This is a genomic window from Paractinoplanes brasiliensis, assembly GCF_004362215.1.
GTDB classification, from domain to species: domain Bacteria; phylum Actinomycetota; class Actinomycetes; order Mycobacteriales; family Micromonosporaceae; genus Actinoplanes; species Actinoplanes brasiliensis.
The window spans coordinates 2961234-2984619 of sequence record NZ_SNWR01000001.1 but is presented as its reverse complement, the minus strand read 5'-3'; the positions used below and the strand labels follow the sequence as shown (position 1 = coordinate 2984619).

At 70.4% G+C, this 23386-nt stretch carries 19 protein-coding genes; 12 read left to right on the top strand and 7 right to left on the bottom strand.

What is annotated here, in order from left to right; genetic code table 11:
* Window positions 1-5: 5 nt before the first annotated feature.
* The 3 genes from C8E87_RS13285 to C8E87_RS13275 are packed head-to-tail and all read left to right on the top strand — an operon-like array spanning window position 6 to window position 4090.
* Window positions 6-2024 (top strand): bifunctional aldolase/short-chain dehydrogenase, encoded by a 2019-nt coding sequence (locus tag C8E87_RS13285; RefSeq protein ID WP_133873384.1) that lies wholly within the window; start codon window positions 6-8, stop codon window positions 2022-2024.
* The gene (locus C8E87_RS13280; RefSeq protein ID WP_133873383.1) at window positions 2024-3349 is read left to right on the top strand and encodes a rhamnulokinase; all 1326 of its coding nucleotides are present in this window, start codon (window positions 2024-2026) and stop codon (window positions 3347-3349) included. Before C8E87_RS13285 ends, C8E87_RS13280 begins: the two co-directional genes overlap by 1 nt.
* Before the next feature lie 3 nt (window positions 3350-3352).
* The gene (locus tag C8E87_RS13275; RefSeq protein ID WP_133873382.1) at window positions 3353-4090 is read left to right on the top strand and encodes a (Fe-S)-binding protein; all 738 of its coding nucleotides are present in this window, start codon (window positions 3353-3355) and stop codon (window positions 4088-4090) included.
* 17 nt (window positions 4091-4107) lie between these two features.
* Here the strand turns inward: C8E87_RS13275 and C8E87_RS13270 are convergent, their stop codons facing one another.
* On the bottom strand, window positions 4108-5376 hold the full coding sequence (locus C8E87_RS13270; RefSeq protein WP_133872118.1) for an IS110 family transposase: 1269 nt from the start codon (window positions 5374-5376) through the stop codon (window positions 4108-4110).
* Window positions 5377-5555: 179 nt separating this feature from the next.
* On the opposite strand from C8E87_RS13270, the gene C8E87_RS13265 reads away from it, so the two are divergent.
* The 3 genes from C8E87_RS13265 (at window position 5556) to C8E87_RS13255 (ending at window position 8305) form a co-directional block, all read left to right on the top strand.
* A complete protein-coding gene (locus C8E87_RS13265; protein ID WP_133873381.1) occupies window positions 5556-6986 on the top strand; it encodes a LutB/LldF family L-lactate oxidation iron-sulfur protein in 1431 nt (476 codons plus the stop codon).
* Window positions 6983-7630 (top strand): LutC/YkgG family protein, encoded by a 648-nt coding sequence (locus C8E87_RS13260; protein WP_133873380.1) that lies wholly within the window; start codon window positions 6983-6985, stop codon window positions 7628-7630. Before C8E87_RS13265 ends, C8E87_RS13260 begins: the two co-directional genes overlap by 4 nt.
* A 111-nt stretch (window positions 7631-7741) precedes the next feature.
* The gene (locus C8E87_RS13255; protein WP_239080709.1) at window positions 7742-8305 is read left to right on the top strand and encodes a DUF1707 SHOCT-like domain-containing protein; all 564 of its coding nucleotides are present in this window, start codon (window positions 7742-7744) and stop codon (window positions 8303-8305) included.
* On the opposite strand, the gene C8E87_RS13250 is transcribed toward C8E87_RS13255, so the two are convergent.
* The gene (locus C8E87_RS13250) at window positions 8284-9012 is read right to left on the bottom strand and encodes a LamG domain-containing protein (protein WP_239080710.1); all 729 of its coding nucleotides are present in this window, start codon (window positions 9010-9012) and stop codon (window positions 8284-8286) included. The genes C8E87_RS13255 and C8E87_RS13250 overlap by 22 nt on opposite strands.
* 4 nt (window positions 9013-9016) lie before the next feature.
* Window positions 9017-9571, bottom strand: coding sequence for a hypothetical protein (locus C8E87_RS13245; RefSeq protein ID WP_133873379.1), 555 nt, complete (start codon window positions 9569-9571; stop codon window positions 9017-9019).
* 141 nt (window positions 9572-9712) lie between these two features.
* On the opposite strand from C8E87_RS13245, the gene C8E87_RS13240 reads away from it, so the two are divergent.
* Complete coding sequence (locus C8E87_RS13240; protein ID WP_239080711.1) at window positions 9713-11665, top strand: putative bifunctional diguanylate cyclase/phosphodiesterase; 1953 nt, start codon at window positions 9713-9715, stop codon at window positions 11663-11665.
* Complete coding sequence (locus C8E87_RS13235; RefSeq protein WP_239080712.1) at window positions 11662-12528, top strand: ABC transporter substrate-binding protein; 867 nt, start codon at window positions 11662-11664, stop codon at window positions 12526-12528. Before C8E87_RS13240 ends, C8E87_RS13235 begins: the two co-directional genes overlap by 4 nt.
* A 13-nt stretch (window positions 12529-12541) precedes the next feature.
* Here C8E87_RS13235 and C8E87_RS13230 read toward each other — a convergent pair whose 3' ends face one another.
* From C8E87_RS13230 to ahcY, 3 genes are all read right to left on the bottom strand, one after another.
* The gene (locus C8E87_RS13230; RefSeq protein WP_133873378.1) at window positions 12542-13435 is read right to left on the bottom strand and encodes an ABC transporter ATP-binding protein; all 894 of its coding nucleotides are present in this window, start codon (window positions 13433-13435) and stop codon (window positions 12542-12544) included.
* Window positions 13436-13532: 97 nt separating this feature from the next.
* Window positions 13533-15206 (bottom strand): cation:proton antiporter, encoded by a 1674-nt coding sequence (locus C8E87_RS13225; RefSeq protein WP_133873377.1) that lies wholly within the window; start codon window positions 15204-15206, stop codon window positions 13533-13535.
* Window positions 15207-15262: 56 nt separating this feature from the next.
* Complete coding sequence (gene ahcY, locus C8E87_RS13220; protein WP_133873376.1) at window positions 15263-16738, bottom strand: adenosylhomocysteinase; 1476 nt, start codon at window positions 16736-16738, stop codon at window positions 15263-15265.
* An 819-nt stretch (window positions 16739-17557) separates the two neighbouring features.
* On the opposite strand from ahcY, the gene C8E87_RS13215 reads away from it, so the two are divergent.
* The 4 genes from C8E87_RS13215 (at window position 17558) to C8E87_RS13200 (ending at window position 21978) form a co-directional block, all read left to right on the top strand.
* Window positions 17558-19066 (top strand): HAMP domain-containing protein, encoded by a 1509-nt coding sequence (locus C8E87_RS13215; protein ID WP_133873375.1) that lies wholly within the window; start codon window positions 17558-17560, stop codon window positions 19064-19066.
* Window positions 19067-19342: 276 nt separating this feature from the next.
* A complete protein-coding gene (locus tag C8E87_RS13210) occupies window positions 19343-20362 on the top strand; it encodes a LacI family DNA-binding transcriptional regulator (protein ID WP_133873374.1) in 1020 nt (339 codons plus the stop codon).
* A gap of 142 nt (window positions 20363-20504) precedes the next feature.
* Entirely contained in the window at window positions 20505-20834 is a 330-nt protein-coding gene (locus C8E87_RS13205) for a YciI family protein (RefSeq protein WP_133873373.1), read from the top strand.
* Between the two features lies 1 nt (window position 20835).
* The gene (locus tag C8E87_RS13200; RefSeq protein ID WP_133873372.1) at window positions 20836-21978 is read left to right on the top strand and encodes an RNA polymerase sigma factor; all 1143 of its coding nucleotides are present in this window, start codon (window positions 20836-20838) and stop codon (window positions 21976-21978) included.
* A 186-nt stretch (window positions 21979-22164) separates the two neighbouring features.
* Here C8E87_RS13200 and C8E87_RS13195 read toward each other — a convergent pair whose 3' ends face one another.
* Window positions 22165-23385 (bottom strand): EAL and HDOD domain-containing protein, encoded by a 1221-nt coding sequence (locus C8E87_RS13195; RefSeq protein WP_239080713.1) that lies wholly within the window; start codon window positions 23383-23385, stop codon window positions 22165-22167.
* Between the last annotated feature and the right edge of the window lies 1 nt (window position 23386).

The window sequence follows — 23386 nt, the reverse complement described above, 5'->3', positions numbered from 1 at the left end:
ACACCATGACCAACCAAGCAGTCCGTGACCTCCTGGAACGCAGCAACCGGCTCGGGGCCGACCCGCGCAACACCAACTACGCCGGCGGCAACACCTCGGCCAAGGGCACGGCGGCCGACCCCGTCACCGGCGAGCCGGTCGACCTGCTGTGGGTCAAGGGCTCCGGCGGCGACCTCGGCACCCTCACCGAGAACGGCCTGGCAGTGCTCCGCCTCGACCGGCTGCGGGCGCTGACCCGCACCTACCCGGGTGTCGAGCGCGAGGACCAGATGGTCGCAGCGTTCGATTACTGCCTGCACGGCAAAAACGCAGCGGCGCCGTCGATCGACACCGCCATGCACGGGCTCGTCGACGTCGCGCACGTCGACCACCTGCATCCCGACTCCGGCATCGCGATCGCCACCGCGGCCGACGGGCCGGCGCTGACCGAGGAGATCTTCGGCGATCGGGTGCTGTGGGTGCCGTGGCGGCGTCCCGGTTTCCAGCTGGGTCTCGACATCGCCGCCGCGCAGAAGGCGAACCCGCAGGCCATCGGGGTCATTCTGGGCGGGCACGGGATCACCGCGTGGGGCGCCACCAGCGAGGAGTGCGAGCGCAACTCGGTCGAGATCATCGAGCGTGCCGCGAATTACCTGAGCAAGAACGGCAAAGCGCAGCCGTTCGGGGCGCCGCGTACGGCGAGCCTGCCGGAGGAGGCGCGGAAGGCCAGGGCGGCGGCCCTCTTCCCGGTTCTGCGGGGCCTCGTCTCGACCGACCGCGTCCACATAGGCCACTACACCGACAGCGACGTCGTGCTCGATTTCGTCAACAGCGAGCGCGTCCACGAACTGGCCGGGAAGGGCACGAGCTGCCCCGACCACTTCCTGCGTACGAAGGTCAAGCCGATGGTGCTCGACACCGCGCCCGACGCGCCGCTCGACGAGGTGGTGGCACGGGCACGGGAGTTGCACGCGGCGTACCGCGAGGACTATCGCGCCTACTACGACCGGCATGCCACCGCCGCCAGCCCGGCCATCCGCGGCGCCGACCCGGCCATCGTGCTGGCGCCCGGCGTGGGCATGTTCTCGTTCGGCGCCAACAAGCAGACCGCGCGGGTGGCCGGCGAGTTCTACGTCAACGCGATCAACGTGATGCGCGGCGCCGAGTCGGTTTCCACGTACGCGCCGATCGACGAGGCCGAGAAGTTCCGCATCGAGTACTGGGCGCTCGAGGAGGCCAAGCTGCAGCGCCTGCCCGAGCCGAAGCCGCTGGCCACCCGGATCGCGTACGTGACCGGCGGCGGCTCGGGGATCGGGCGCGCGATCGCCCTGCGGCTCGCGGCGGAGGGCGCCTGCGTGGTGGTGGCCGACCGTGACGCGGAAGCCGCGCAACGGACAGCCGACGAGATCGGCGGGAGCGCCGTCACCGCCGATGTGACCAACGCCGACGCGATAAGGAAGTCGCTGCGGGAGGCCGTGCTGACCTATGGCGGCGTCGACCTGGTCGTCAACAACGCCGGCCTGTCGATCTCGAAGCCGCTGCTCGAGACGACCGAGCAGGACTGGGACCTGCAGCACGACGTGATGGCGAAGGGGTCGTTCCTGGTGTCCCGCGAGGCCGCCCGCGTCCTCCTCGCGCAGGGCCTGGGCGGCGACATCGTCTACATCTCCAGCAAGAACGCGGTCTTCGCCGGGCCCAACAACGTCGCGTACGGCGCTGCCAAGGCCGACCAGGCCCATCAGGTGCGCCTCCTCGCCGCCGAGCTGGGGCCGCACGGCGTACGCGTCAACGGCATCAACCCCGACGGCGTCGTACGGGGGTCCGGGATCTTCGCCTCCGGCTGGGGCGCCCAACGAGCCGCGGTCTACGGCGTGCCGGAAGAGAGGCTGGGCGAGTACTACGCGCAGCGCACCCTGCTCAAGCGTGAGGTGCTGCCCGAGCACGTGGCCAACGCGGTGTTCGCGCTGACCGGGGGCGACCTCACCCACACGACGGGCCTGCACATCCCGGTCGACGCCGGGGTGGCGGCGGCCTTCCTGCGGTGATGAGAAGTTTCGCCGCGGTCGACCTCGGCGCGTCCAGCGGGCGGGTCATGGTCGGCCGGGTCCGGGACGGTGACATCGAGCTGGAAGAAACGCACCGGTTCGCCAACGAGCCGGTGCGCACCCACCACCTGCACTGGGACATTCTGGGCCTCTATCGCGAGATGCGAAGAGGGCTGGAAAAGGCCGGTCCGGTCGACAGCGTCGGCATCGACGCGTGGGCGGTCGACTACGGCCTGCTCGACGCGTCCGGCGCCCTGATCGGCAATCCCGTGCACTATCGGGACAGTCGCACCGACGGCGTACGGCTCGACATCTCCGACGAGCGGCTCTACGAGATCAACGGTCTGCAGAAACTGCCGTTCAACACGATCTACCAGCTGGCCGCCGCCCGGCGCACGCCGCAATTCGGGATCGCGCGGCACTTGCTGCTCATCCCCGATCTGCTGGCCTACTGGCTGACCGGCGAGATCGGCGCCGAATACACCAACGCGTCGACGACCGGCCTGCTCGACGTGCGTACGGGGGAATGGTCTGTGCCTTTGACCTCGGCGCTGCCGTTCAGCCTGCCGCCGATCCGCCGGCCCGGCGAGACGATCGGGGAGCACCACGGAACCAAAGTGGTGGCGGTCGGTTCGCACGACACCGCGTCGGCCGTGGTCGGGGTGCCGGCGGAGGGCGCGAATTTCGCGTACATCTCGTGCGGCACCTGGTCGCTGGTCGGCCTGGAACTGGCCGGCCCGGTGCTCGGCCCGCAATCGCGGAAGGCCAACTTCACCAACGAGGGCGGCGTCGACGGCACCATTCGTTTTCTGCGCAACGTGATGGGGCTCTGGCCGTTGCAGGAATGCATGCGGGAATGGGGTTCGCCCGACATCGGGGAGCTGTTGCGAAAGGCGTCCCGCGAGAAGCCCGTTCTCGTCGACATCGACGACCCCGCCTTCCTGCCGCCCGGCGCCATGGCCCAGCGGGTCGCGAAGGCGGCCGGGCTGCCCGCCGACGCGAGCCCGGCCCAGGTGACCAGGTGCATCGTGGACAGTCTGGCGCTGGCCCACAAGAGGGCGATCGAGCAGGCGCAGGAGCTGTCCGGACGGCACGTCGACGCGGTGCACATCGTCGGCGGCGGCGCCCGGAACGAACTGCTCTGCCAACTGACCGCCGACGCGTGCGGGCTGCCCGTGCTGGCCGGTCCGGTCGAGGCCACCGCGCTCGGCAACGTGCTGGTGCAGGCGCGCGCGGCCGGGGTGATCGGGGGCGACCTCGCGGCGCTGCGGTCGGTTCTGCGCGAGACTCAGCAGGTGGTGCGCTACGACCCCGTACGGAGGTAGCTCATGCGCATAGCGTTGTTCGCCACCTGCCTCGCCGACACGATGTTCCCCGCGGCGGCCAAGGCGACCGTCCAGTTGCTCGAACGGCTCGGTCACGAGGTGGTTTTCCCGCCCGAGCAGACCTGTTGCGGCCAGATGCACGTCAACACGGGGTATCAGGATCAAGCCCTTCCCCTCGTACGCCGGCACGTGCGCACCTTCGAGGCGTGTGACGTGGTGGTGGCGCCCTCGGGCAGTTGCGTGGGATCGATCCGTCACCAGCACGCGACGGTCGCGCGCCACGCCGGGCAGGAAGGCCTGGCCGCCCGCGCGGAGGCGGTCGCGAGCCGCACGTACGAGTTGTCCGAGCTGCTCGTCGACGTGCTCGAGGTCGAGGACGTGGGTGCGTACTACCCGCACCGGGTCACCTACCACCCGACCTGCCACTCGCTGCGTATCCTGCGGGTCGGTGACCGCCCGTTGCGGCTGCTGCGCCACGTACGCGGTCTCGATCTGGTCGAGCTGCCCCAGGCCGAGCAGTGCTGCGGGTTCGGCGGCACGTTCGCGGTGAAGAACGCCGACACGTCGACGGCCATGCTCGCCGACAAGATGCGGCACGTGCTCAGCACCGGGGCCGACGTCTGCACGGCGGGCGACGCGTCGTGCCTCATGCACATCGGCGGTGGCCTGTCCCGGTTGCGTACGGGCGTACGGACGGTCCACCTGGCGGAGATCCTGGCGAGCACGGAGGCGACGGCATGAGACATCCTCTGTCAACCTCAAGCAGCCTGTTTGAGGGCGTGGGTGCGGTGGGCGGTATGGACGGCTTCGTCGTAGCGCACGTTCAGGCGCAGGCAGTGCCAGAGGATCTCCAGCCAGCGGTTGCCGAGGGCACGCAGGGCAGCGTTGTGACTCTTGCCTTTGGCGATCTTGGCGTCGTAGAAGGCGCGGGCCCAGCCGGATTGCTGCAGGCTGCAGAAGGCCCATTGATGTACGGCGTTGCCGAGGTAGCGGTTGTAGGCCAGGCGGCGGGCGATGACGAACTCGCTGCGTCCGGAGCGTCTCGTGACCGGGGCGGTCCCGGCATAGCATTGCAGGGCGTTGGGTGTGGTGAACTGCTCGACGTGTTCGCCGATTTCACCGGCGACCCTGGCGGCGAGACGATCACCCAGGCCAGGCATGCTCAGGTAGATCTCGCCGCCAGGGAACGCGTTCCCCGGCCGGGGCTCCTTCGGCTGCTTCGCCCGGCCGACACGCGGGCTTCCCAGAAGCAGCTCACCCATCCGCCGCTGCCAGACCCGGCGTTGCTCGCGCAGCAGCAACAGTTGCGCGGCGGCCAGCCGGATGCTGCCGGCCTTCGCCCGGGCCAGCTCCGGGCGCACCGCAAGCCGCGGGCTGTTCAGGGCAGCTATGACCCGTTCGGCGAACCGGTCGGGCCAGCCGTGCCGGTTGGCGCGGGCCAGGGCTTCGACGGCGTCACGGCCGGCGGCGGCCAGCTCGGTGTGGCTGGGCCAGCGCTCGAGCAGGCGCAGGAACACTGCCGCGCCCAGGTCGCCGTCGGCGATGTCGATCGCGGCGGGGAACACCGCGAGCAGGTCGGCGCGCAGCCGGTTACCCAGGCGCCGTTCGTCGCGGGCGGCCCGGTCGTCGTCACGAGCAATGGCCCGCAGCTCCGCGCCGAGCTCGCCGTGCGGGATCAGTTTGCGCAGCTCGACAAAGGGGTCGAGGGCCAGCAGGCAGCAGATCCGTGCGTCTTCGGCGTCGTCTTTCTTCTTGGCCGGGCCGCGGCGGCGGGCGACCAGGTCCGGGTTGACCGGCAGCACGGTGAACCCGGCATCGAGCAGGGCCTCGACCAGCAGCCCGTGCCGGGTTTCCAGCACGACCCGGACCTCGGCCGGGTCGGTTTCCAGGGCCAGGCAGCGGGCGACCAGCCGGGCCACCCCTTCGGGGCCGTGGTCGATGCGGAACTGTTCGATTACCCCCTTGCCCGGCACGCCCAACGCGACGTCATGGTGGTCCTCGGCCCAGTCCAGACCGACTCCCAGCACGGCAACCTCCTTCCAACTCGCAGGTCAGGTGCGGTGGAGGCGCGGCGTCGTGCTGATGGACCAGTCCTCACGGGACAACATCCTCGAAGGCGTCAGACCTCCACCGGTCACCTCCGAGGACGCCGTCTCATGTCAGTCCTCGAGGGACAAGCACCCAAAGCGTTCCTCGGAGGCTCCCGATGACGAAAGAAGGTACTGCCATCAGCACCCACGCACCCAGAGGCGTCGGGCACCTGCGCGGCGACCAGCCGTTCCCGGCGGCGGCAAAGGTCGCGCTGGCGGATCCGCAGCTGCGGCGCAACCTGCAGCACGCCACGACGACGATCCGGGGCAAATCGGGGCGGGTGATCGCGGAACTGCCGGACTGGCAGGAGCTGCGGTCGGCGGGTTCGGCCCTCAAGGCGTACACGATGGCGAATCTGCCCGGCCTGCTCGAACAGCTGGAAGAGAAGGTGACAGCGGCCGGTGGGGTGGTGCACTGGGCGGCGGACGCGTTCGAGGCCAACCGGATCGTCACCGACCTCGTACGGCAGACCGGCGAACGGCGCGTCATCAAGGTCAAGTCGATGGCGACCCAGGAGATCGGGCTGAACGAGGCCCTGGAGGCCGACGGCATCACCCCGGTCGAGACCGACCTGGCCGAGCTCATCGTGCAGCTGGGCCACGACAAGCCCTCGCACATCCTGGTGCCGGCGATCCACCGCAACCGCTCGGAGATCCGCGAGATCTTCCTGCGCGAGATGCCCGGGGCCGACCCGGCGCTCACCGACGAGCCGTCCGAGCTGGCCGGGGCGGCACGCCGCTACCTGCGCGAGACGTTCCTGTCGACGAAGGTGGCGGTGTCCGGCGCGAACTTCGGGATCGCCGAGACCGGGACGCTGGCCGTGGTCGAGAGCGAGGGCAACGGGCGGATGTGCCTGACGCTGCCCGACACGCTGATCACCGTGATGGGCATCGAGAAGGTCGTGCCGGCGTGGCAAGACCTGGAAGTCTTCCTGCAGCTGTTGCCGCGGGCGTCGACCGGCGAGCGGATGAACCCGTACACGTCGATGTGGACCGGGGTGACGCCTGGCGACGGACCGCAGAACTTCCACCTGGTGCTGCTCGACAACGGGCGTACGGCGGTGCTGGCCGACGAGGTGGGACGCCAGGCGCTGCACTGCATCCGCTGCTCGGCCTGCCTCAACGTGTGCCCGGTCTACGAGCGGACGGGCGGGCACGCGTACGGCTCGGTCTATCCCGGCCCGATCGGCGCGGTGCTCTCGCCGCAGCTCACGGGCGTCGAGGACAACGCTTCGCTCCCGTACGCGTCGTCGCTCTGCGGCGCCTGCTTCGACGCCTGCCCGGTCAAGATCGATATCCCGTCGATCCTCGTGCACCTGCGCAACGAGGCCCCGCATCCGCGGTCGGAGAGAGCGGCGATGGCGGCGGCGGCGTACACGATGGACCACCCCAAGCTGTACGAACGTGCCCAGCGGGCGGCCCGGCTGGCGAAGCTGCTCGGCAAGCGGGGACGGGGGTTGCCGCCGCCGCTGAACGGGTGGGCGTCGAGCCGTGATCTTCCGGAACCGCCGGCGGAGTCGTTCCGGGATTGGTGGCGGGGACGATGAGCAGCAAGAACCTGATCCTGCGCCGGATCCGGGAGGCGCTCGGGGACGATCCGGCGCAGCCTGACATCCCGCGGGACTACCGGCGCGGGCCGGCGCCTGCCGACCTTGATCTGCTGGTCGAGCGGCTGGTGGATTACAAGGCCATCGTTCATCGCGTATCCGATATTTCGGACGCGATCCGCCGCATTGTCGGCAACGGCAAGGTCGTCCTGCCCCCGGGCGTGCCGGTCGAGTGGCTGCCCGCTGAGTGGCTGCCGGCCGAGCGTTCGCCGGCCGAGGGGTCGCCAGCCCGGTTCGTCCGCGACGACGGGTTGACCCCCGCCGAGATCGCCGCGGCCGACGCCGTGATCACCGCGGCCGCCGTGGCGGTGGCCGAGACCGGCACGATCGTGCTGGACGCCGGCGAGGACCAGGGCCGCCGCATCCTCTCCCTCCTGCCCGACCTGCACATCTGCGTGCTGCGCCCCGGCCAGGTGGTGGCCTCGGTGCCCGAGGCTGTCGCCCGTCTCACCCCGGGCCGCCCGCTGACCTGGATCAGCGGCCCCTCAGCGACCAGCGACATCGAACTCAACCGCGTCGAGGGGGTGCACGGCCCCCGCAACCTCCACATCGTCCTGGTCGAAGAAGCAGCAGCACGATCCTGACCCGCCGAAACCCGCCGGAAGCCACGCACCGGGCTCGTCGCCGGCGGCTCGGCACGTCGGCCACCACCGGTCGATCTCGCTCGGGCACCCCGCAAGCCCTACGATCACGCGGTGACCACACCGATGCGCGTGCCGCCGTCCGAGCCCGACCGTGAGCGCGCCGCCGAGCTGCTGCAGAAGGCGGCCGGCGACGGGCAGCTGACCCTCGAGCAGTTCAGCGTGCGGGTCGGCGCCGTCTGGGCCGCCGAGAGCGCCGACGAGCTCGTCAAGGCGACCGAGGGCCTCGGTCAGGCCCCGATCGTCGGTTCGGCCAGCACGGTCGACAAGGTCGTCACCGTCTTCAGCGACAACAAGCGCCGCGGCCGCTGGCGGCTGCGCTCGCCCCGGCTCAAGGTGTTCACGCTGTTCGGCTCGACCACGCTCGACCTGCGCGAGGTGCTGACCGGCGCGGACGTCATCGAGATCGAGGGCACCAGCACGTTCGGCGAGTTCAAGGTGATCGTGCCCGAGGGGGTGGAGGTCGACCTGAGCGGCACGGTCGTCTTCTCGAGCCGCACCATGCACCTGGCCGCCGTCCCGCGGGTGGCCGGCACCCCCGAGATCCGCATCCACCTGACCAGCTGGTTCAGCAACGTCGAGGTCGTTTCGCTGCCCTACACGTTGCCTCCGGCCTGAGCGATCTCGACCCAGACCTCGTCCAGCATGCCCTGGAACTGGTCGTTGTCGGCGAACGAGCCCTTGCCGCCGAGGCTGAACGGGATGTGGTTGCTGACCGACAGGTCGGACGGCAGGATCGCCCGCCCGCGAGGCACGTCGTCGACCAGGATCGTCAGGTAGGGCCCGCTGCGCCGGCACTCCAGCGTGTGCCAGCGGTCGTCGGCCACCCCGACGCTGCTGATCGCGGCGTGGATGCGCGGCCGGCGGTCGTCGACCAGCACGCAACTGGGGCGGCCGGCCAGCCCGTCGATCTGCAGCTTGTACTGGCTGCCCCGTACGGAGAAGCCTTTCTGCATCACGTTCTCGCCCTTGGTGGTCTGGTCCGCAGCCAGCCGCACCGACGCGCCGTACCGGATCGGCCGCCGTCCCGGGTTGAGCTCGGAGGTGGTCGGCGCGCGCAGGGCGATCCGCGGGCAGGGCTCGTCGTGGCACGGCGGCGGGAAAACCAGCGCCCTCCCGCCGTTGTGGGGAACCGTGCCCAGGGTGCCCCCGTACCGGCTCACCGGGTAGAGGTCGTGGCCGTGCCCGCTCACGTCGGCCAGCAGCGACGGGCCGTCGAAGCTGTAGCGGACCGTGATTGTGCTCGCCGGCTGGGGCGCGGCCGCGGCGGACGTGCCCGTGACCAGCAGCAGCACCAGGGCGCAGAGGAGCGTGCGTCGCGACACCGGATCACCCGTACGACGCGAAGCGCCCCGGGGCCCGCCCGCCCTCGTCGGCCAGGGGAAACACGGCGACGTGCGCTCCGGCCTTGCTGATCGTCCCGGCGTACAGGCGGCCGTGCCGGACGGCGAGCGCCCGCACGCTGCCCTCGACGCGGCGGTTGAACTCGCCGGTGGCGCCGGTGCCCGCGTCGATCTGGGCGATCGAGTCGCGCCGCACGCCGTTGACCTCGTCGAAGTCGCCACCCGCGTACACCCAGCCGGGCACGACGGCCAGGGCTCGTACGGTGTCGTCGGCCGAGGGCGCCCAGTCGAGCAGCTCGCCGGTGCGTCCCGAGTACGCGGCCAGGTGGTTGCGGGTCACCGTGCGGCCCTCGATCGTCATGCGGGTGAAGGCGCCGCCGACGTAGACGGTGTCGCCACGGAACGCGATCACGTGGACCGAGCCGTTGAACGAGGGCCCCGGCCGGGCCGGGCTCGCGACGGCGGGCTGGGCGGCCACCGTCACCGCGATCGCCACGGCGCCGGCAGCAGCGGCGCGGCGTACATGCTGAGAGATACGCACGCCGTGTCAACGCGCCACCCGGCGAAAGGCGACGCCGCCCGGCTTGCTGATCGGCGCCCTCGGGGAACCGTGCCGCCCCGCTCCCGCGACCGGCACTACCGGAACACTCAAGACGCCCGGGACGCCGTCGATTAGCTCGCCGTGTGGCGACGCGGAAAGACCAAGACGGGGGCGCGGACCAGTGCGCGCCTGTTCGTCACGTACGCCGTCGCCAGCCTCGTGCCGATCGGCGCGCTGGGCGCGGTGATGCTGCACGGCATCGCCGAGGACGCCGCCGCGTGGGGCCGGGACCAGGGCCGCGCCCAGGCCGCGGTGATCGCCGAGATGGCCGTCTCGCCCGCGCTGGCCGAGGCGAAGCTGAGCGAGGGCCTGACCGCCGAGCAGCGGGACCGGCTGCAGCACGCGACCGACCTGGCCATCTACAACAACTCCGTACGCCGTCTGCGGGTCCGCTCGTTCAGCGGGCAGGTCGTGTTCTCCGATGACGGCACGACCGCGGGCGGCGTCTCGATCAACGACCCCGCTTTCCGGTCGGCCGCCGACGGGCACACCGAGGTCGGCATGCTGGCCGCCCCCGACACGCGCGGCGGCCAGGTCGTCCGGGTGCTGCAGCCGATCGTGCCCAACGCCTCCGGGCAGTCCGTGGGCGTGCTCGAGCTCTATCTCCCGTACGAGCAGATCGCGGCCCGCCTGCACGAGCGGACCACGGTCACGTACTGGCGTCTCGGCGGCGGCCTCAGCGTCCTCTATCTGGTGCTCGGCCTGATCTCGTGGTCGACCACCCGCTCGCTGCGCCGATACGCCCAGGACCAGGCGTACGAGGCTATGCACGACGCGCTGACCGGGCTGCCCAACCGGGCCGCGTTCCACGAGCGGGCCCGCACGGCCGTGGCCCAGGCCGACGAGCCCGGCGCCATCGTGCTCATCGACCTCGACCGGTTCAAGGAAGTCAACGACACCCTCGGCCACCACGCCGGCGACGAGCTGCTCGTGGTCGTGGCCGACCGGCTGCGGACCGGGCTGCGCCCCGGCGACACCCTGGCCCGGCTCGGCGGCGACGAGTTCGCGCTGATCCTGCCGCACAGCGACATCGTGACCGTCCGCGCCCTGCTCGACGAGCTGAGCGCCACGCTCGCCACCGAGCTGGTGCTGGACGGCGTGCCGCTGAGCATCGAGGCCAGCTTCGGCGCCGCGCTCTACCCCGAGCACGGCCGCGAGATCGACGAGCTGCTGCGCCGGGCCGACGCCGCGATGTACCACGGCAAGCGGGGCTCGTCCGACGTCGTCGTCTACGCCGGCGAGGACATGTCGCACCCCACCAAGTGGCTGATGGTGCAGGCCGAGCTGCGGCACGCGCTGGCCCGCGACGAGCTCGTGCTGCACTACCAGCCCAAGGTCGACCTGCGGTCGGGTGAGGTGGTCGGGGTCGAGGCGCTGGTGCGCTGGCAGCACCCGCACCGCGGGCTGCTCCCGCCGTCGGAGTTCCTGCCCGCCGCCGAGCAGTCCGGGCTGATCGAGCCGCTGACCGCCTGGGTGCTCAGGCGCGCGCTGGCCGACCAGGCGGCGTGGACGGCCACCGGACGCTCCTGGGGTGTGTCGGTCAACGTCTCGGCCCGCAACCTGGAGAAACCGGGTTTCGCCGACTACGTCTCGGGGCTGCTGGCCGCGCACGGCACCGCGCCGCACCGGCTGCTGCTGGAGGTCACCGAGACCGCGCTGGCGGCCGACACCCGCCGCGCCACCCAGACCGTGATCGACCTGACCGCCGTCGGCGTCGGCATCTCGGTCGACGACTTCGGCACCGGCTACACCAGCATGTCGCAGCTGCGTGGCCTGCTCATCGCCGAGATCAAGATCGACCGTACGTTCGTCCGGGACGTGACCGAGGCGCCGCAGAGCCAGGCCATCGTCCGCTCGATCATCGCGCTCGCCCATGGCCTGGGCAGCCGCGTCACCGCCGAGGGTATCGAGTCCGCCGACGTCGCCGAGTGGCTGCGCCGGGCCGGCTGCGACGAGGCCCAGGGCTATCTGTACTCGCGCCCGGTTCCCTGGGCCGAGGTTCCCACGTACGAGATCACCGGAGCCGCATCGTGAAGCGTGCCCTGCTCGCCACCGCCGTCCTGCTCGTCACCGCCGTGACCGGGTGCGCCGCGCCGGCCGCCATGGAGACCACCTCCTCGGGCGACGGGGGCATCCAGGTCAACCGGAAACTGCACGACAGCCTCCCCGAGAGCATCCGGGCCCGCGGGACGATCCGCTTCATGACCGACGCCAGTTACGCGCCGATGGAACAGTTCGCGGCGGACGGCCGTACGATCATCGGCTTCTCACCCGACCTGGCCAGCGCGCTCGGATCGGTGCTGGGCGTGCAGGCCGAGATGGTGCAGGGCGAGTTCCTCACCGCGCTCGACGACATGGTCGCCGGCGAGTACGACGGGGTGCTGTCCTCGATGAACAACACCCCGGAACGGCGCAAGAAGGCCGACTTCGTCGACTACTTCACCACCGGCACGGCAATCATCGTGCAGCGCGGCAACCCGCGGGGCGTCACCGGCTTCCCGTCGCTGTGCGGGCTGGTCGTGTCGGCCGAGCGCGGCACCGTGCAGGCCGACCTGCTCAAGCGTTCCCAGAAGGCCTGCGGCAGCAAGCCCATGACGATCAAGCTGTACAAGACCAACGCGGACGCCCTGGTCGAGCTGCGGACCGGCCGGGCCGGCGCCGTGCTCAACGACTACCCGCCCGCCGCCTACCTGGCCTCCAACACCCGCACCAAGGCCTTCTATCAGCTGGCGTCGGAGACCCAGTACGAGCCGGGCCGCTTCGGCATCGCCATCGCCAAGGACTCGACCGAGCTGCGCGACGCCATCCAGGCCGCCTTCGACGAGCTGGTCCGCACCGGCGTCTACACCGAACTGCTGCAACGCTGGGGCCTGGAGAGCGGCGCCATCGCCTCGTGACGCTCCGTGCGGGTTATCGCCGGTCGTCCTGATACTGCCGCAGGAACAGCTCCTCCAACGACGGCGGCTGGCTGACCAGGCTCTTCACGCCGACCTGCACCAGTTTTCGCAGCGCCGGCTCGAGCGCGTCGGTGTCCACATCGAACCGTACGCGGTCGTGGTCGAGCTGGAAGTCGTGCACCCCGGCCAGCCCGGCGAGCCCGTCGGGGGGCCCGGCCAGCTCGGCCTGGATCGTGGTGCGGGTCAGGTGCCGCATGTCGGCCAGGGTGCCGGTCTCGACCGTACGGCCGTCCCGGATGATCGTCAGCCGGTCGCACAGCGCCTCGACCTCGGCCAGGATGTGGCTGGACAACAACACCGTACGGTCGCCGCGGCTCTTCTCCTCGAGGACGACCTCGCGGAACACCTCTTCCATCAGCGGGTCGAGTCCGGAGGTCGGCTCGTCGAGGATCAGCAGCTCGACATCGGACGCCAGCCCGGCGATCAGGGCGACCTTCTGCCGGTTGCCCTTGGAATAGGTGCGGCCCTTCTTCCGCGGGTCGAGCTGGAAACGTTCGAGCAGCTCCGCCTTGCGCGCGGGATCGAGCCCGCCGCGCAGCCGGCCGAGCAGGTCGATCACCTCGCCGCCGGTGAGCGAGGGCCAGAGGGTGACGTCACCCGGAACGTACGCCAGGCGCTTGTGCAGGGCGGTCGCGTCGGTCCACGGGTTGCCGCCGAGCAGCCGCACGTCCCCGCCGTTGTGCCGCAGGAGCCCGAGCAGGATACGGATGGTCGTGGTCTTGCCGGCGCCGTTGGGACCGAGAAACCCGTGCACCTCGCCCGTACGGACGTGCAGGTCGAGCCCGTCGAGCGCGGTGACCTTGCCGAATCGTTTGACGAGACCCGTGGCTTCGATGGCATCGGTCATGATGCGTCCTCTCCGGCGATCAGGAGGCGTCGCGGATCCGGGCATGCGCGGTCAGATCACTGCGCACATGTTCAGCCTACTTCACAGGCGCACAGTTCTACTTCGCACGCGCACCCCGTTCGGGAAGCAGCCTCTCCTCGTGGTCGAGTTCCCGTTCCAAGATCCGTAGGCCCTCGTCGTTCAGGTTGCCGGCGTCGCGCCAGCGCAGCAGTTCCTCGCGCTGCGCCTCGATCACCTTGCGCCGCACCACCAGTGCCGCCTCGTACTGCGGTGAGACCGGCACCTCGTCCGACTCGGCCTTCTCGAGCATGTCGAGCCGGCGGCGGTACCGCTCCAGCCGCACCTCGAGCTGCTTACGCATGTGCTCGATGGCGACATCCTCGACGTGGTCGTGCTGCTCCCTCTGGATCTCGTCGAGCCGGGCCAGCGCCGCCTGCACCGACGCCGAACGGGCCTCGTTGCGCTCACGGGCCTCGTCGGCCTTGTTGGCCCGCAACCCCAGCCACTGCACCAGCGGTGCGAACGTCAGACCCTGGCCCAGCAGCGTCACCAGCACCACCACGAACGCGCAGAAGTGCAGCAGGTCGCGCTGCGGCACCGTCTCGGGCAGGGTGAAGATGGCGGCCAGGCTGATCACGCCGCGGGTGCCGGCCCAGCTCAGCGCGGTCACCTCTTTGCCGGTCAGCGCCTTCTCGCGAATGCGTTCAAGGCGCGCCGCATCGGCCGCTGATTCCTCACCCTCGCCGACCGGGGCGGGGTCGCCGCCCAGGCGCATGTGCAGCGAGCGGGGCAGCAACTGGGTGAGGATCAGCCACAGCGGGCGCAGCAACAGGGTCACACCGACCGTCACCGCCACCGCGATCACGACGGTCGAGGTGTCGTAATCGCTCAGACCCTCGACCACGTTCGGCAACTGCTGGCCGATCAGCAGGAAGACCAGGCCCTCGAGCAGGAAGTCGACCAGGCGCCAGACGGCGGTGGTCTGCAGCCGGCTGGCCGCGACGCTGTGCCGCGACGAGTCGTGCCCGATGATCAGACCGGCGACGACGACGGCGAGCACACCCGAGACGTGCACCGACTCGGCCAGCACGTACGCCGCGAGCGGGGTGGCCAGCGAGATCGCGTTCGCGGTCAGCGGGTCGTGCCGCAGATGACGCAGGTAACGGACCACGTACGCGACCACGACGCCGGCGACGACACCGCCCGTCGCCATGACGAAGAACTTCCACGTAGCGCCCGGGAACGAGAACCCGTCGCCCTCGGTGGCCGCGATCGCCACGGTCAGAATGGTCAACGCGGTCGCGTCGTTGAGCAGGCCCTCACCCTGGATCAAGGTGATGATCTTGGGTGGGAGCCCGGCGCGGCGGCCCACGGCCAGCGCGGCGACCGGGTCGGGCGGGGCCACAGCGGCGCCGAGAGCGATACCGGCAGCCAGTGTCGCCCCGGTCACCCACAGATTCAGGCCCACGCCGATGAGCAGCGCCGTCGCCAGCACCAGCAACACGGACAAACTGACGACCGTACGGATGTGCCGGCGGATGTCGAGCAGTGACGCGTCGAGCGCCGCGCTGTAGAGCAACGGCGGGATCACGTACGTCATGATCAGCTCAGGTTCGAGCTCGACGTTCGGCCCCGGCAGCACGGCGTACGTAATGCCCACGATCGTGAGCAACGCGGCGGCCGGCAACCCCGTCCTCTCGGCGATCATCCGGATGGCCACGATGACACCCACGCCGGCCAGGATGAAGAGCAGGCTTTCCTCGACGTGCACGTTTACATCTTTCCCCGCCCGGCCCCGCCGATGAGGCCGGGCGGGGAAAGCAGTTGTCAGTAGCGGTAGTGCTCAGGCTTGTAGGGGCCCTCGATGTCGACCCCCAAGTACTCCGCCTGCTTCTTGGTGAGCGTGGTCAGACGGACGCCCAGGGCATCAAGGTGCAGCCGGGCCACCTTCTCATCCAGATGTTTCGGAAGAACGAACACCTGCTTGGCGTACTCACCAGGCTTGGTCCACAGCTCGATCTGCGCCATCACCTGGTTGGTGAAGGAGTTCGACATCACGAAGCTGGGGTGACCGGTCGCGTTGCCCAGGTTCATCAGACGGCCCTCGGAAAGCACGATCACCGAGTGACCGTCCGGGAAGCGCCACTCGTGCACCTGCGGCTTGATCTCGACCTTCTCGATGCCCGGCACCCTGGCCAGACCCGCCATGTCGATCTCGTCGTCGAAGTGACCGACGTTGCCGACGATCGCGTTGTGCTTCATCGCCGCGAGGTGCTCGGCGGTGATGATGTCGGTGCCGCCGGTCGTGGTGATGAAGATGTCACCCGTCGCGACCACATCCTCGAGCGTCGCGACCTGCATGCCGTCCATGGCGGCCTGCAGTGCGCAGATGGGGTCGATCTCGGTGACGACCACGCGGGCGCCCTGGCCGCGCAGAGTCTCGGCCGCGCCCTTGCCGACGTCGCCGTAACCGCAGACCACGGCCAGCTTGCCGCCCAGCATCACATCGGTCGCCCGGTTGAGGCCGTCGACCAGCGAGTGCCGGATGCCGTACTTGTTGTCGAACTTGCTCTTGGTGACCGCGTCGTTGACGTTGATCGCCGGGAAGAGCAGCGTGCCCTCCTTGGCCAGCTTGTAGAGCCGGGCCACACCGGTCGTCGTCTCCTCGGTCACGCCACGGATCTCGCCCGCGATACGCGTGAACCGCTGCGGGTCCTGCGCGAGGCTCGCCCGCAGCGTCTCGAGGATGATCGTGTACTCGTGGTTGTCGTCCTCGGTGGCCTGCGGAACCGCGCCGGCCGCCTCGAACTCGACACCCTTGTGCACGAGCAGGGTGGCGTCGCCGCCGTCGTCGAGGATCATGTTGGGGCCGAGGCCGTCGCCGAAGTCGAACAGCCGCATGGTGGCCCACCAGTACTCCTCCAGCGTCTCGCCCTTCCAGGCGAACACCGGGACACCGGCGGGCTTGTCGACCGAGCCGTTGGGGCCGACGACAACCGCGGCGGCCGCCTCGTCCTGCGTCGAGAAGATGTTGCAGGACACCCAGCGGACCTGTGCGCCCAGGGCGACCAGGGTCTCGATCAGCACGGCGGTCTGCACGGTCATGTGCAGCGAACCGGCGATCCGGGCGCCCGACAGCGGCTTGCTGTCGCCGAACTCGGCGCGCAGCGACATCAGGCCCGGCATCTCGTGCTCGGCCAGGCGCAGCTGGTGGCGGCCGGCCTCGGCCAGCGAGATGTCAGCAACCGCGAACTCGACCCCGTTCACAGAGGTCAGGCGGCTATTTGCAAGATCGGTGCTCACGCGAGGGTCTCCTCCCTCATCAGGAGGCGCCCTTGACTTCAGAAACCCGAGCCGAGCGTGGCGGAGACCGGTCAAGTCCGGTTCCGTCGCAGCGCCTCTCGACGCGGGCCGCTCCAGTTTAGCGGGAGGCGCGGTTCGATTCGACCGACAGCCGATGATCCATGCCATTGGATCTGACACGCGGTCCGTTCTCTTCGTCCCGTGGCGGCTTCTCTCGCTCTGCGCCGGTCTCTCTCGTTTTGCGGCGGCTTCTCTTGCCCTGCGGCGGTCTCTCTTGTCCCGCGGTGGCCTCTCTCCCTCTGCGACGGCCTCTCTTGTCCCGCGGCGGCCACCGGCGGCCCTTGCCTCTCGCCTCTCCGGCGCCAGCGCCCCGCGTCTCGAGTCTTGCCCGTCGGTTGATTGGCCTTTGTCCGCTTGCGCGCCTGTTTGGCTGCGATCTTTCCGGCGGCGGGCTGCTGTCCCTTCCCGGGGACCCATCCGCTCGATTAGCCTCCCTTCGCCTACGTGATTCGTTCCGCGTCGTCGCTCAACCGGCGTCCGGCCCGTCTCACGTTCTGCCGCGTCCTGCCCTGCCTGCCCCGATCCCGCCTACCCTTGATCCATTCTGCTTTTCTGCCGTGCTTCTGATCGGCTCCCGTCCTGTCCTGTCCTGTCCTGTCCTGTCCCGCTCCCGCCACCGTGCCGCTGAACGGTTCTTGTCCCGTCCTGCTCCACCGCAGTACTTTGCTCGGCTCCTGTCCCGTCCTGCTCCACCGCAGTGCTTTTGTTCGGCTCCTGTCCCGTCCTGCTCCACCGCGTCTCGAGGAACCCGCCCCGGCCATGAGGCTTCGCACCCAGCTGACGCTCACCGTCACCGCACTCGTCGCGCTTGTGGTCGCGCTTGCCGGACTCGTCATCGTCGTACGCATCGACCACCGCGACCGGGCCGACCTCGACCGCGTCCTCACCGCCCGCGCCGAGCAGGTCAAGACCGCCGCCCAGAAGAACGGCTCCCTGCCCACCGACGGCAGCTACGCGATCCGCCTCATCCAGGGCGGCGAAATGCTCAAACAGGTCGGATCATCGGCGGGCTTCCCCTTGCCGGCGAAAGACGGCTTCTCAACAGTCAACTCGGGTGATGACGAATGGCGTTCCCTCGCTCAGACACTGCCGACCGGCGCTCAGCTGCAAATTTTGGTGAGCCTGGACGACCTGGCCGAGCAGCACACCGATAACGTGCTGATCGTGGATCTGCTGGTGCTGCTCGCCGCCGTCCTGAGCGCGGCCGGGGTCTGGTTCGCGACCGGGCTGGTGCTACGCCCGTTCCAGAGGTTGCTGGCGGCGGCTCGAGAGCTCGACCCGGCCGACCCCGACCAGCGGCTGCCCGAGGTGAAGAGCCCGCGCGAGGTCGCCGAGCTGACCGCCACCATCAACGACTTGCTGGCCCGGGCGCGTTCCCTGTCTCCCGCCGCCCCCGCCTCCACCTCCCGTTCCGCGGACCTGTCCGGATCGTCTGCTCGCTCCGATCTGTCGGATGGGTCCGATTCGTCTACGCTCGCTTCCCCGTCCTCGGCGGCGTCCGCCCCGACCGTGGAGATGCGCGCAGTCGACTCCAAGCGCGGCCGCCCCTCCCGCGACTCCCCAGCCGCCACCTCGGCGCCGTCGACGAACGCGGCCGAGTCGGCGGTCAACGGGGCCGGGTCCTCGACGCACGCGGACAGCACGGCAGCACCGTCTTCGACCGAGGCCGAGTCGGGTCATGCCTCCTCCGCGAAGCCCGCTGACCATCCCGGAGTGCCAGCTGGCCATCCCGGAGCGCCCGCCGACGCAACGGCTTCGTCCGCGAATGCCGGACCTGCGACCGCGAACGGCTCGGCTTCGACCGCGCAGGGTCCAGCTCCGACGGCGAACGGCTCGGCTTCGACCGCGCAGAGTTCGGCTTCGACCGCGCAGGGTCCAGGTCCGACCGCGCAGGATTTCGCGTCGGCCGAGCCCGGTTCAGCCTCCGCCGCGCAGGGTTCGGATTCGGCCGCGGTGGATCCCACTTCGGCCGCGCCGGGCTCGGCTTTCGCCGCGCAGGATTCCGCTTCGTTCGCGCTGGACAGCGCTTCGGGCGTGCCGGGCTCCGGGGCGCAGGACCAACAGCCTGGCGCGGCGGGCCTCGCTCCGGCGGCCGGCGCCGTGTCGCCGGCGGTGGCGGAACTGCGGCCGAGCCTGATCGACATGGGCGCCCAGCTCGATCAGCTGCTCGACAATCCGGACATGCCGGCCACGCAGCGCCACCTCATCCTGGCGATCATGGCGGACGAGCACCGCCGCATGAGCGCTCTGCTCGACGGTGACGCGTGACCAGTCGCGCGATGGGCTGACGAGACATCAAAGTCCTTCCATAAGACCTCAGAAACCCCTCATCCTGTACGGGCGAGGGCAGCTCTTCTCGACCGTCGTCCTCGCCGTCCTCGTGGGGCGGTTCCGACGCGTGGGAAGAAGCTACCGCTCGAAAGCCACGGATTTTGGCCCTGTGGATAACTGGCGTGACCCTGTGGATAACTCGAACCGGGAACTCGCGCCGAGGCGTAGGGTCGCCCCCGTCCTGAGCTTGGAGCGCGATGGGAGGTGGCTGACGTGAGGCATCCGTACCGGATTCGGGAGATCGCGGCGCAAGCGGGACTCAGCCAGGCCACCGTCGATCGGGTGCTGCACGGGCGCGGTGGGGTTCGGGAAAGCACCGTTCGGCAGGTGCGGCAGGCCATCGCCGCGCTCGACCGGAAGCATGCGGAGGACCCGGTGCCGTCCCGGCTGTTCCCGATCGATCTGGTGGTGCACGACCGCTCGCGGGTCGAGGCGGCGCTCCGGGCCGAGTCGGGTGGGCTGCGGCCGGCCGTGATCCGGCCCCGCTTCCATTCGGCCGGCGATCCGTTGGCGGCGCTGGCCCGGGTGGCACGGTCACGGTCACAGGGAGTGATCCTGCAGGCGGCGGAGACGCCCGACGTGGTGGAGGCGGTCGGGCGGCTCGGCATTCCGGTGGTCACGCTCGGGGCTGACCTGCCGGCGAGCAAGCGCGTCGCGCATGTCGGGCTCGACGAGCACGAGGCGGGGGCCACGGCCGCCTACTTGATCGAGCAGTGGCTCGCCGACCGCGCCGGAACGGTCCTGGTGGTCATCGCCGACGAGGTGGCCAGGGGCGGCACCGCGGCGGGACAGAGCGACCTGGTCGCCGCGAGTGTTGGGGTGGGGGCGAGTTTACGGGCTCGGCTGGCTGGGTTTCGGGCCGAGTTGCGTGTGCGGGCACCCCACCGGCGGGTGCTTGTCGCGGCGCCGGGCATGGTGCGGCGGGAGCTGGCGGCTTGTCCGTCGGTGCGGGCGGTCTACGACCCGGGCAGTGGAGGCGCGGCGGCTGTGGTCGAGGCGTTCGCGGAGCTGAGGCGCAACTATGACGTCTACGTGGCGAGCGAGCTTGATGACGTGTCCGCGGAACTTCTGCGCGCGGGCAAGCTGTCGGCGGTGTTGCACCACGACCTGCGGGCCGACGTGCGGCTGGCCTGCTTGGCAGTGCTGCAGGGGCTGGGCGCGCTGCCAGGACCACCGCGGTCGGCTCCGGCAAGTGTCCAGGTGATCACTCCGCTGAACATCCCGGCCGCATGAACCCGGCTCGGAACGGGACTCAGCGCGGGGCGAGCACGCGGCGGATCGTTCGGCGAAGAAAATCCGGGTGGGGTGTCCGGAACGGGGGTCGGCTGTTCGTCACCTGGGTGACACGCTGAACGAGCGAATCGAGGAGACCGCCATGAAGTACATGATGTTCGTCTGCAGTGATCCCGAGCCCGAGACGGACGAGTCGCGCGTGCCTGACATCGAGGTCTGGGTGGCCGAGAACGACGCCGCCGGGCGGCGGGTCACCGGGAACGTGCTGGCGCCGCCGAGCGCGGCCACGACCGTACGGGTGCGGGGTGGCGAGACGATGCTGACCGATGGGCCGTTCACCGAGACCAAGGAAGTCATCGTCGGGTTCGACATCCTGGAGTGTGCTGACCTGGACGAGGCGATCGCGGTCGCGGCGGCGCATCCGATGGCCCATGAGGGGCGGATCGAGCTGCGCCCGTACGCCGGCCTCTGAGATGGACGCCGTCGCGCAGGCCCACCGGGAGCACTGGGGCCGGATCGTCGCCACGCTGATCCGGGTGACCGGCGACTGGACGCTGGCCGAGGACTGTGCGCAGGACGCGCTGGCCGTGGCGCTCGAACGGTGGCCGCGTGACGGGGTTCCCGCCAATCCGGGCGGCTGGCTGATGACGGTCGCCCGGCACAGGGCCCTTGACGCTCTGCGCCGCGCCGCCGTCGAACAGCGCAAACTTCGGGAGGCGGCCATGGACGAGCCGGGCCCGCACCAGGACCTGCTCAGCTTGATCTTCACCTGCTGCCATCCGGCGCTCGCGCTCGAGTCCCGGGTCGCGCTCACCCTGCGTACGGTGGCGGGGGTTTCGACGGCCGACATCGCGCGCGCCTTCCTGGTCGGTGAGGGTGCGATGACCAGGCGCATCACGCGGGCCAAGTCCAAGATCGCGCAGGCGGGGATCCCGTACCGGGTGCCCGAGGGTGATGCGCTGGGTGAGCGGCTGCCGGGTGTGCTGGCGGTGCTCTACCTGCTGTTCAACCGGGGGTACGACGGGGAGCCGCTGATCGCGGACGAGGCGATCCGCCTGGCCCGGACGCTGGCCGCGCTGATGCCGGGCGAGTCCGAGGTGTCCTCGCTGCTCGCGCTGTTCCTGCTGCAGCACTCGCGGCGGGACGCCCGGCGCGACGAGCGGGGCGAGTTGGTGACGCTCGACCGCCAGGACCGTACGAGGTGGGACCGCGCGGCCATCGCCGAGGCGCTGGACATCCTGCTGCGGACACCCATCGAGGGCCCGTACGCGTTGCAGGCGCGGATCGCCGCATGTCACGTGGCCGACGACACGGACTGGCGGTCGATCGCGCTCTGGTACGACGAGCTGGCCCGGGTCCAGCCGACTGCGGTCGTCAAGCTCAACCGCGCCGTGGCGCACGGGTACGCGTACGGGCCGCACGCGGGTTTGATCCTGGTCGGCGAGATCAGGGGTGAGCTGGGCAACTACCCGATGGCGATCGCCGTCGAGGCGGACCTGCGGGCTCGCGCGGGCGACAGCGAACTGGCCGCCGAGCTGTTCCGCGAGGCCGCCGCGGCGACGCCGGAGGGGCCCGAGCGCCGGGCCCTGCTGGCACGAGCCGACGAGACCCGTTAGGGCCGCGGTGGGGCGGTTCGTGGCGCGCGAGCCGATGAGGCCCGTTGGGGCGCGGTGGGGCGGTTCGAAGCGCGCGAGCCGACGAGGGCCGTTGGGGCCGGGGTGGGCGGTTCGTGGCGCGCGAGCCGACGAGGGCCGTTGGGGCCGGGGTGGGGCGGTTCGTGGCGCGCGAGCCGATGAGGGCCGTCAGGCCGCGGTGAGGCGGTTCGAGGCGTCCAGGGTGCGGGTCGACCAGCGGACGGCGTCCATGTATTGCGGCGCCAGGTCGAACGTGCCCAGCTCGCCCCGTTCGTACGAGTCGACCGCCCGCAGCACCTGCCCGAGCCGGCCGCTGCCGTTGGTGAGCGCGGCAGCCACGGCCGGCGCCAGCGGGAACTGGTCGGTCATGGTGGACGGCGGGATGCCCAGCAGCGACGCCACCCCCGTGATCACCCCGGTCATGAAGGCCGCGTCGGGGGCGGCCCCGAACCATTGGGCCACGTTCTCGCACAGCCGGGCCCGGGTCAGCACGCCGAGCATGTGCTCCTCGGTGGCCCCGCCCACGTCGTCCAGCACCATGAGCGTCGCCCACTGCCGGATGTGCTTGAGGCCGACCATCACGACGGCCTGGCGTACGGAGGAAACGCGGTTGGCATGGCCGGCGGCGACCGAGTTGCTGGCCCGCAGCACACGCAGGGACAGGGCCGGATCGCTGGCGATGATCGAGACGATGCGTGGCATGTCGGCGTCGGCGGCGCTGAGCGCGGTGAGCAGTTCGAGACGGCGCAGACGCGAGGGGGAGAGGCTGGCCACCGTGAGCACCTGGGGGCGGCTCAACGCGTACCCCTGGCGCAGTTCCATGCCGTAGCGGTCGGCCAGCGCGACCTGCTCGTCGGTCTCCAGCCGCTCGGCGATGATCTGGATGTCCGGGAACCGGCGCACGGCAGCGACCACCTCGTCGAGGTGGCTCAGGTCGCCGTCGAGCAGGTCGAGTTTCACGTACGAGGCCAGGCCGAACAGCTGCTCCTGCCCGGAGCCCCAGACGAAGTCGTCGAGGGCGATCCGGTAACCGGCCTCGGCCAGGCGCGTGATCCCGGCGATCACCTCGTCGTCCATCTCGACCGTCTCCAGCACCTCCAGCACCACCTGCGACGGCGCGAACGGCAGGGCCAGCTCGCCGGAGAGGAACTCGCGGGTCAGGTTGATGAAGCAGAGACGGTCGCCGGCGACCTCGCGGATACCGAACTCCGTGAAGGCGTTGACCATGACCGAGCTGGTCGCGTACGTGTCCTGGCGTCCCGCCGCGACCGCGTCCATGCTGCCGCGGAAGAGCAGTTCGTACGCCACGACGTCGCCGTGCACATCGAAGATCGGCTGACGACCTACGTGCACCAGCTGGGTGCCGTCCGCGGACTCCGATGGTTTCACG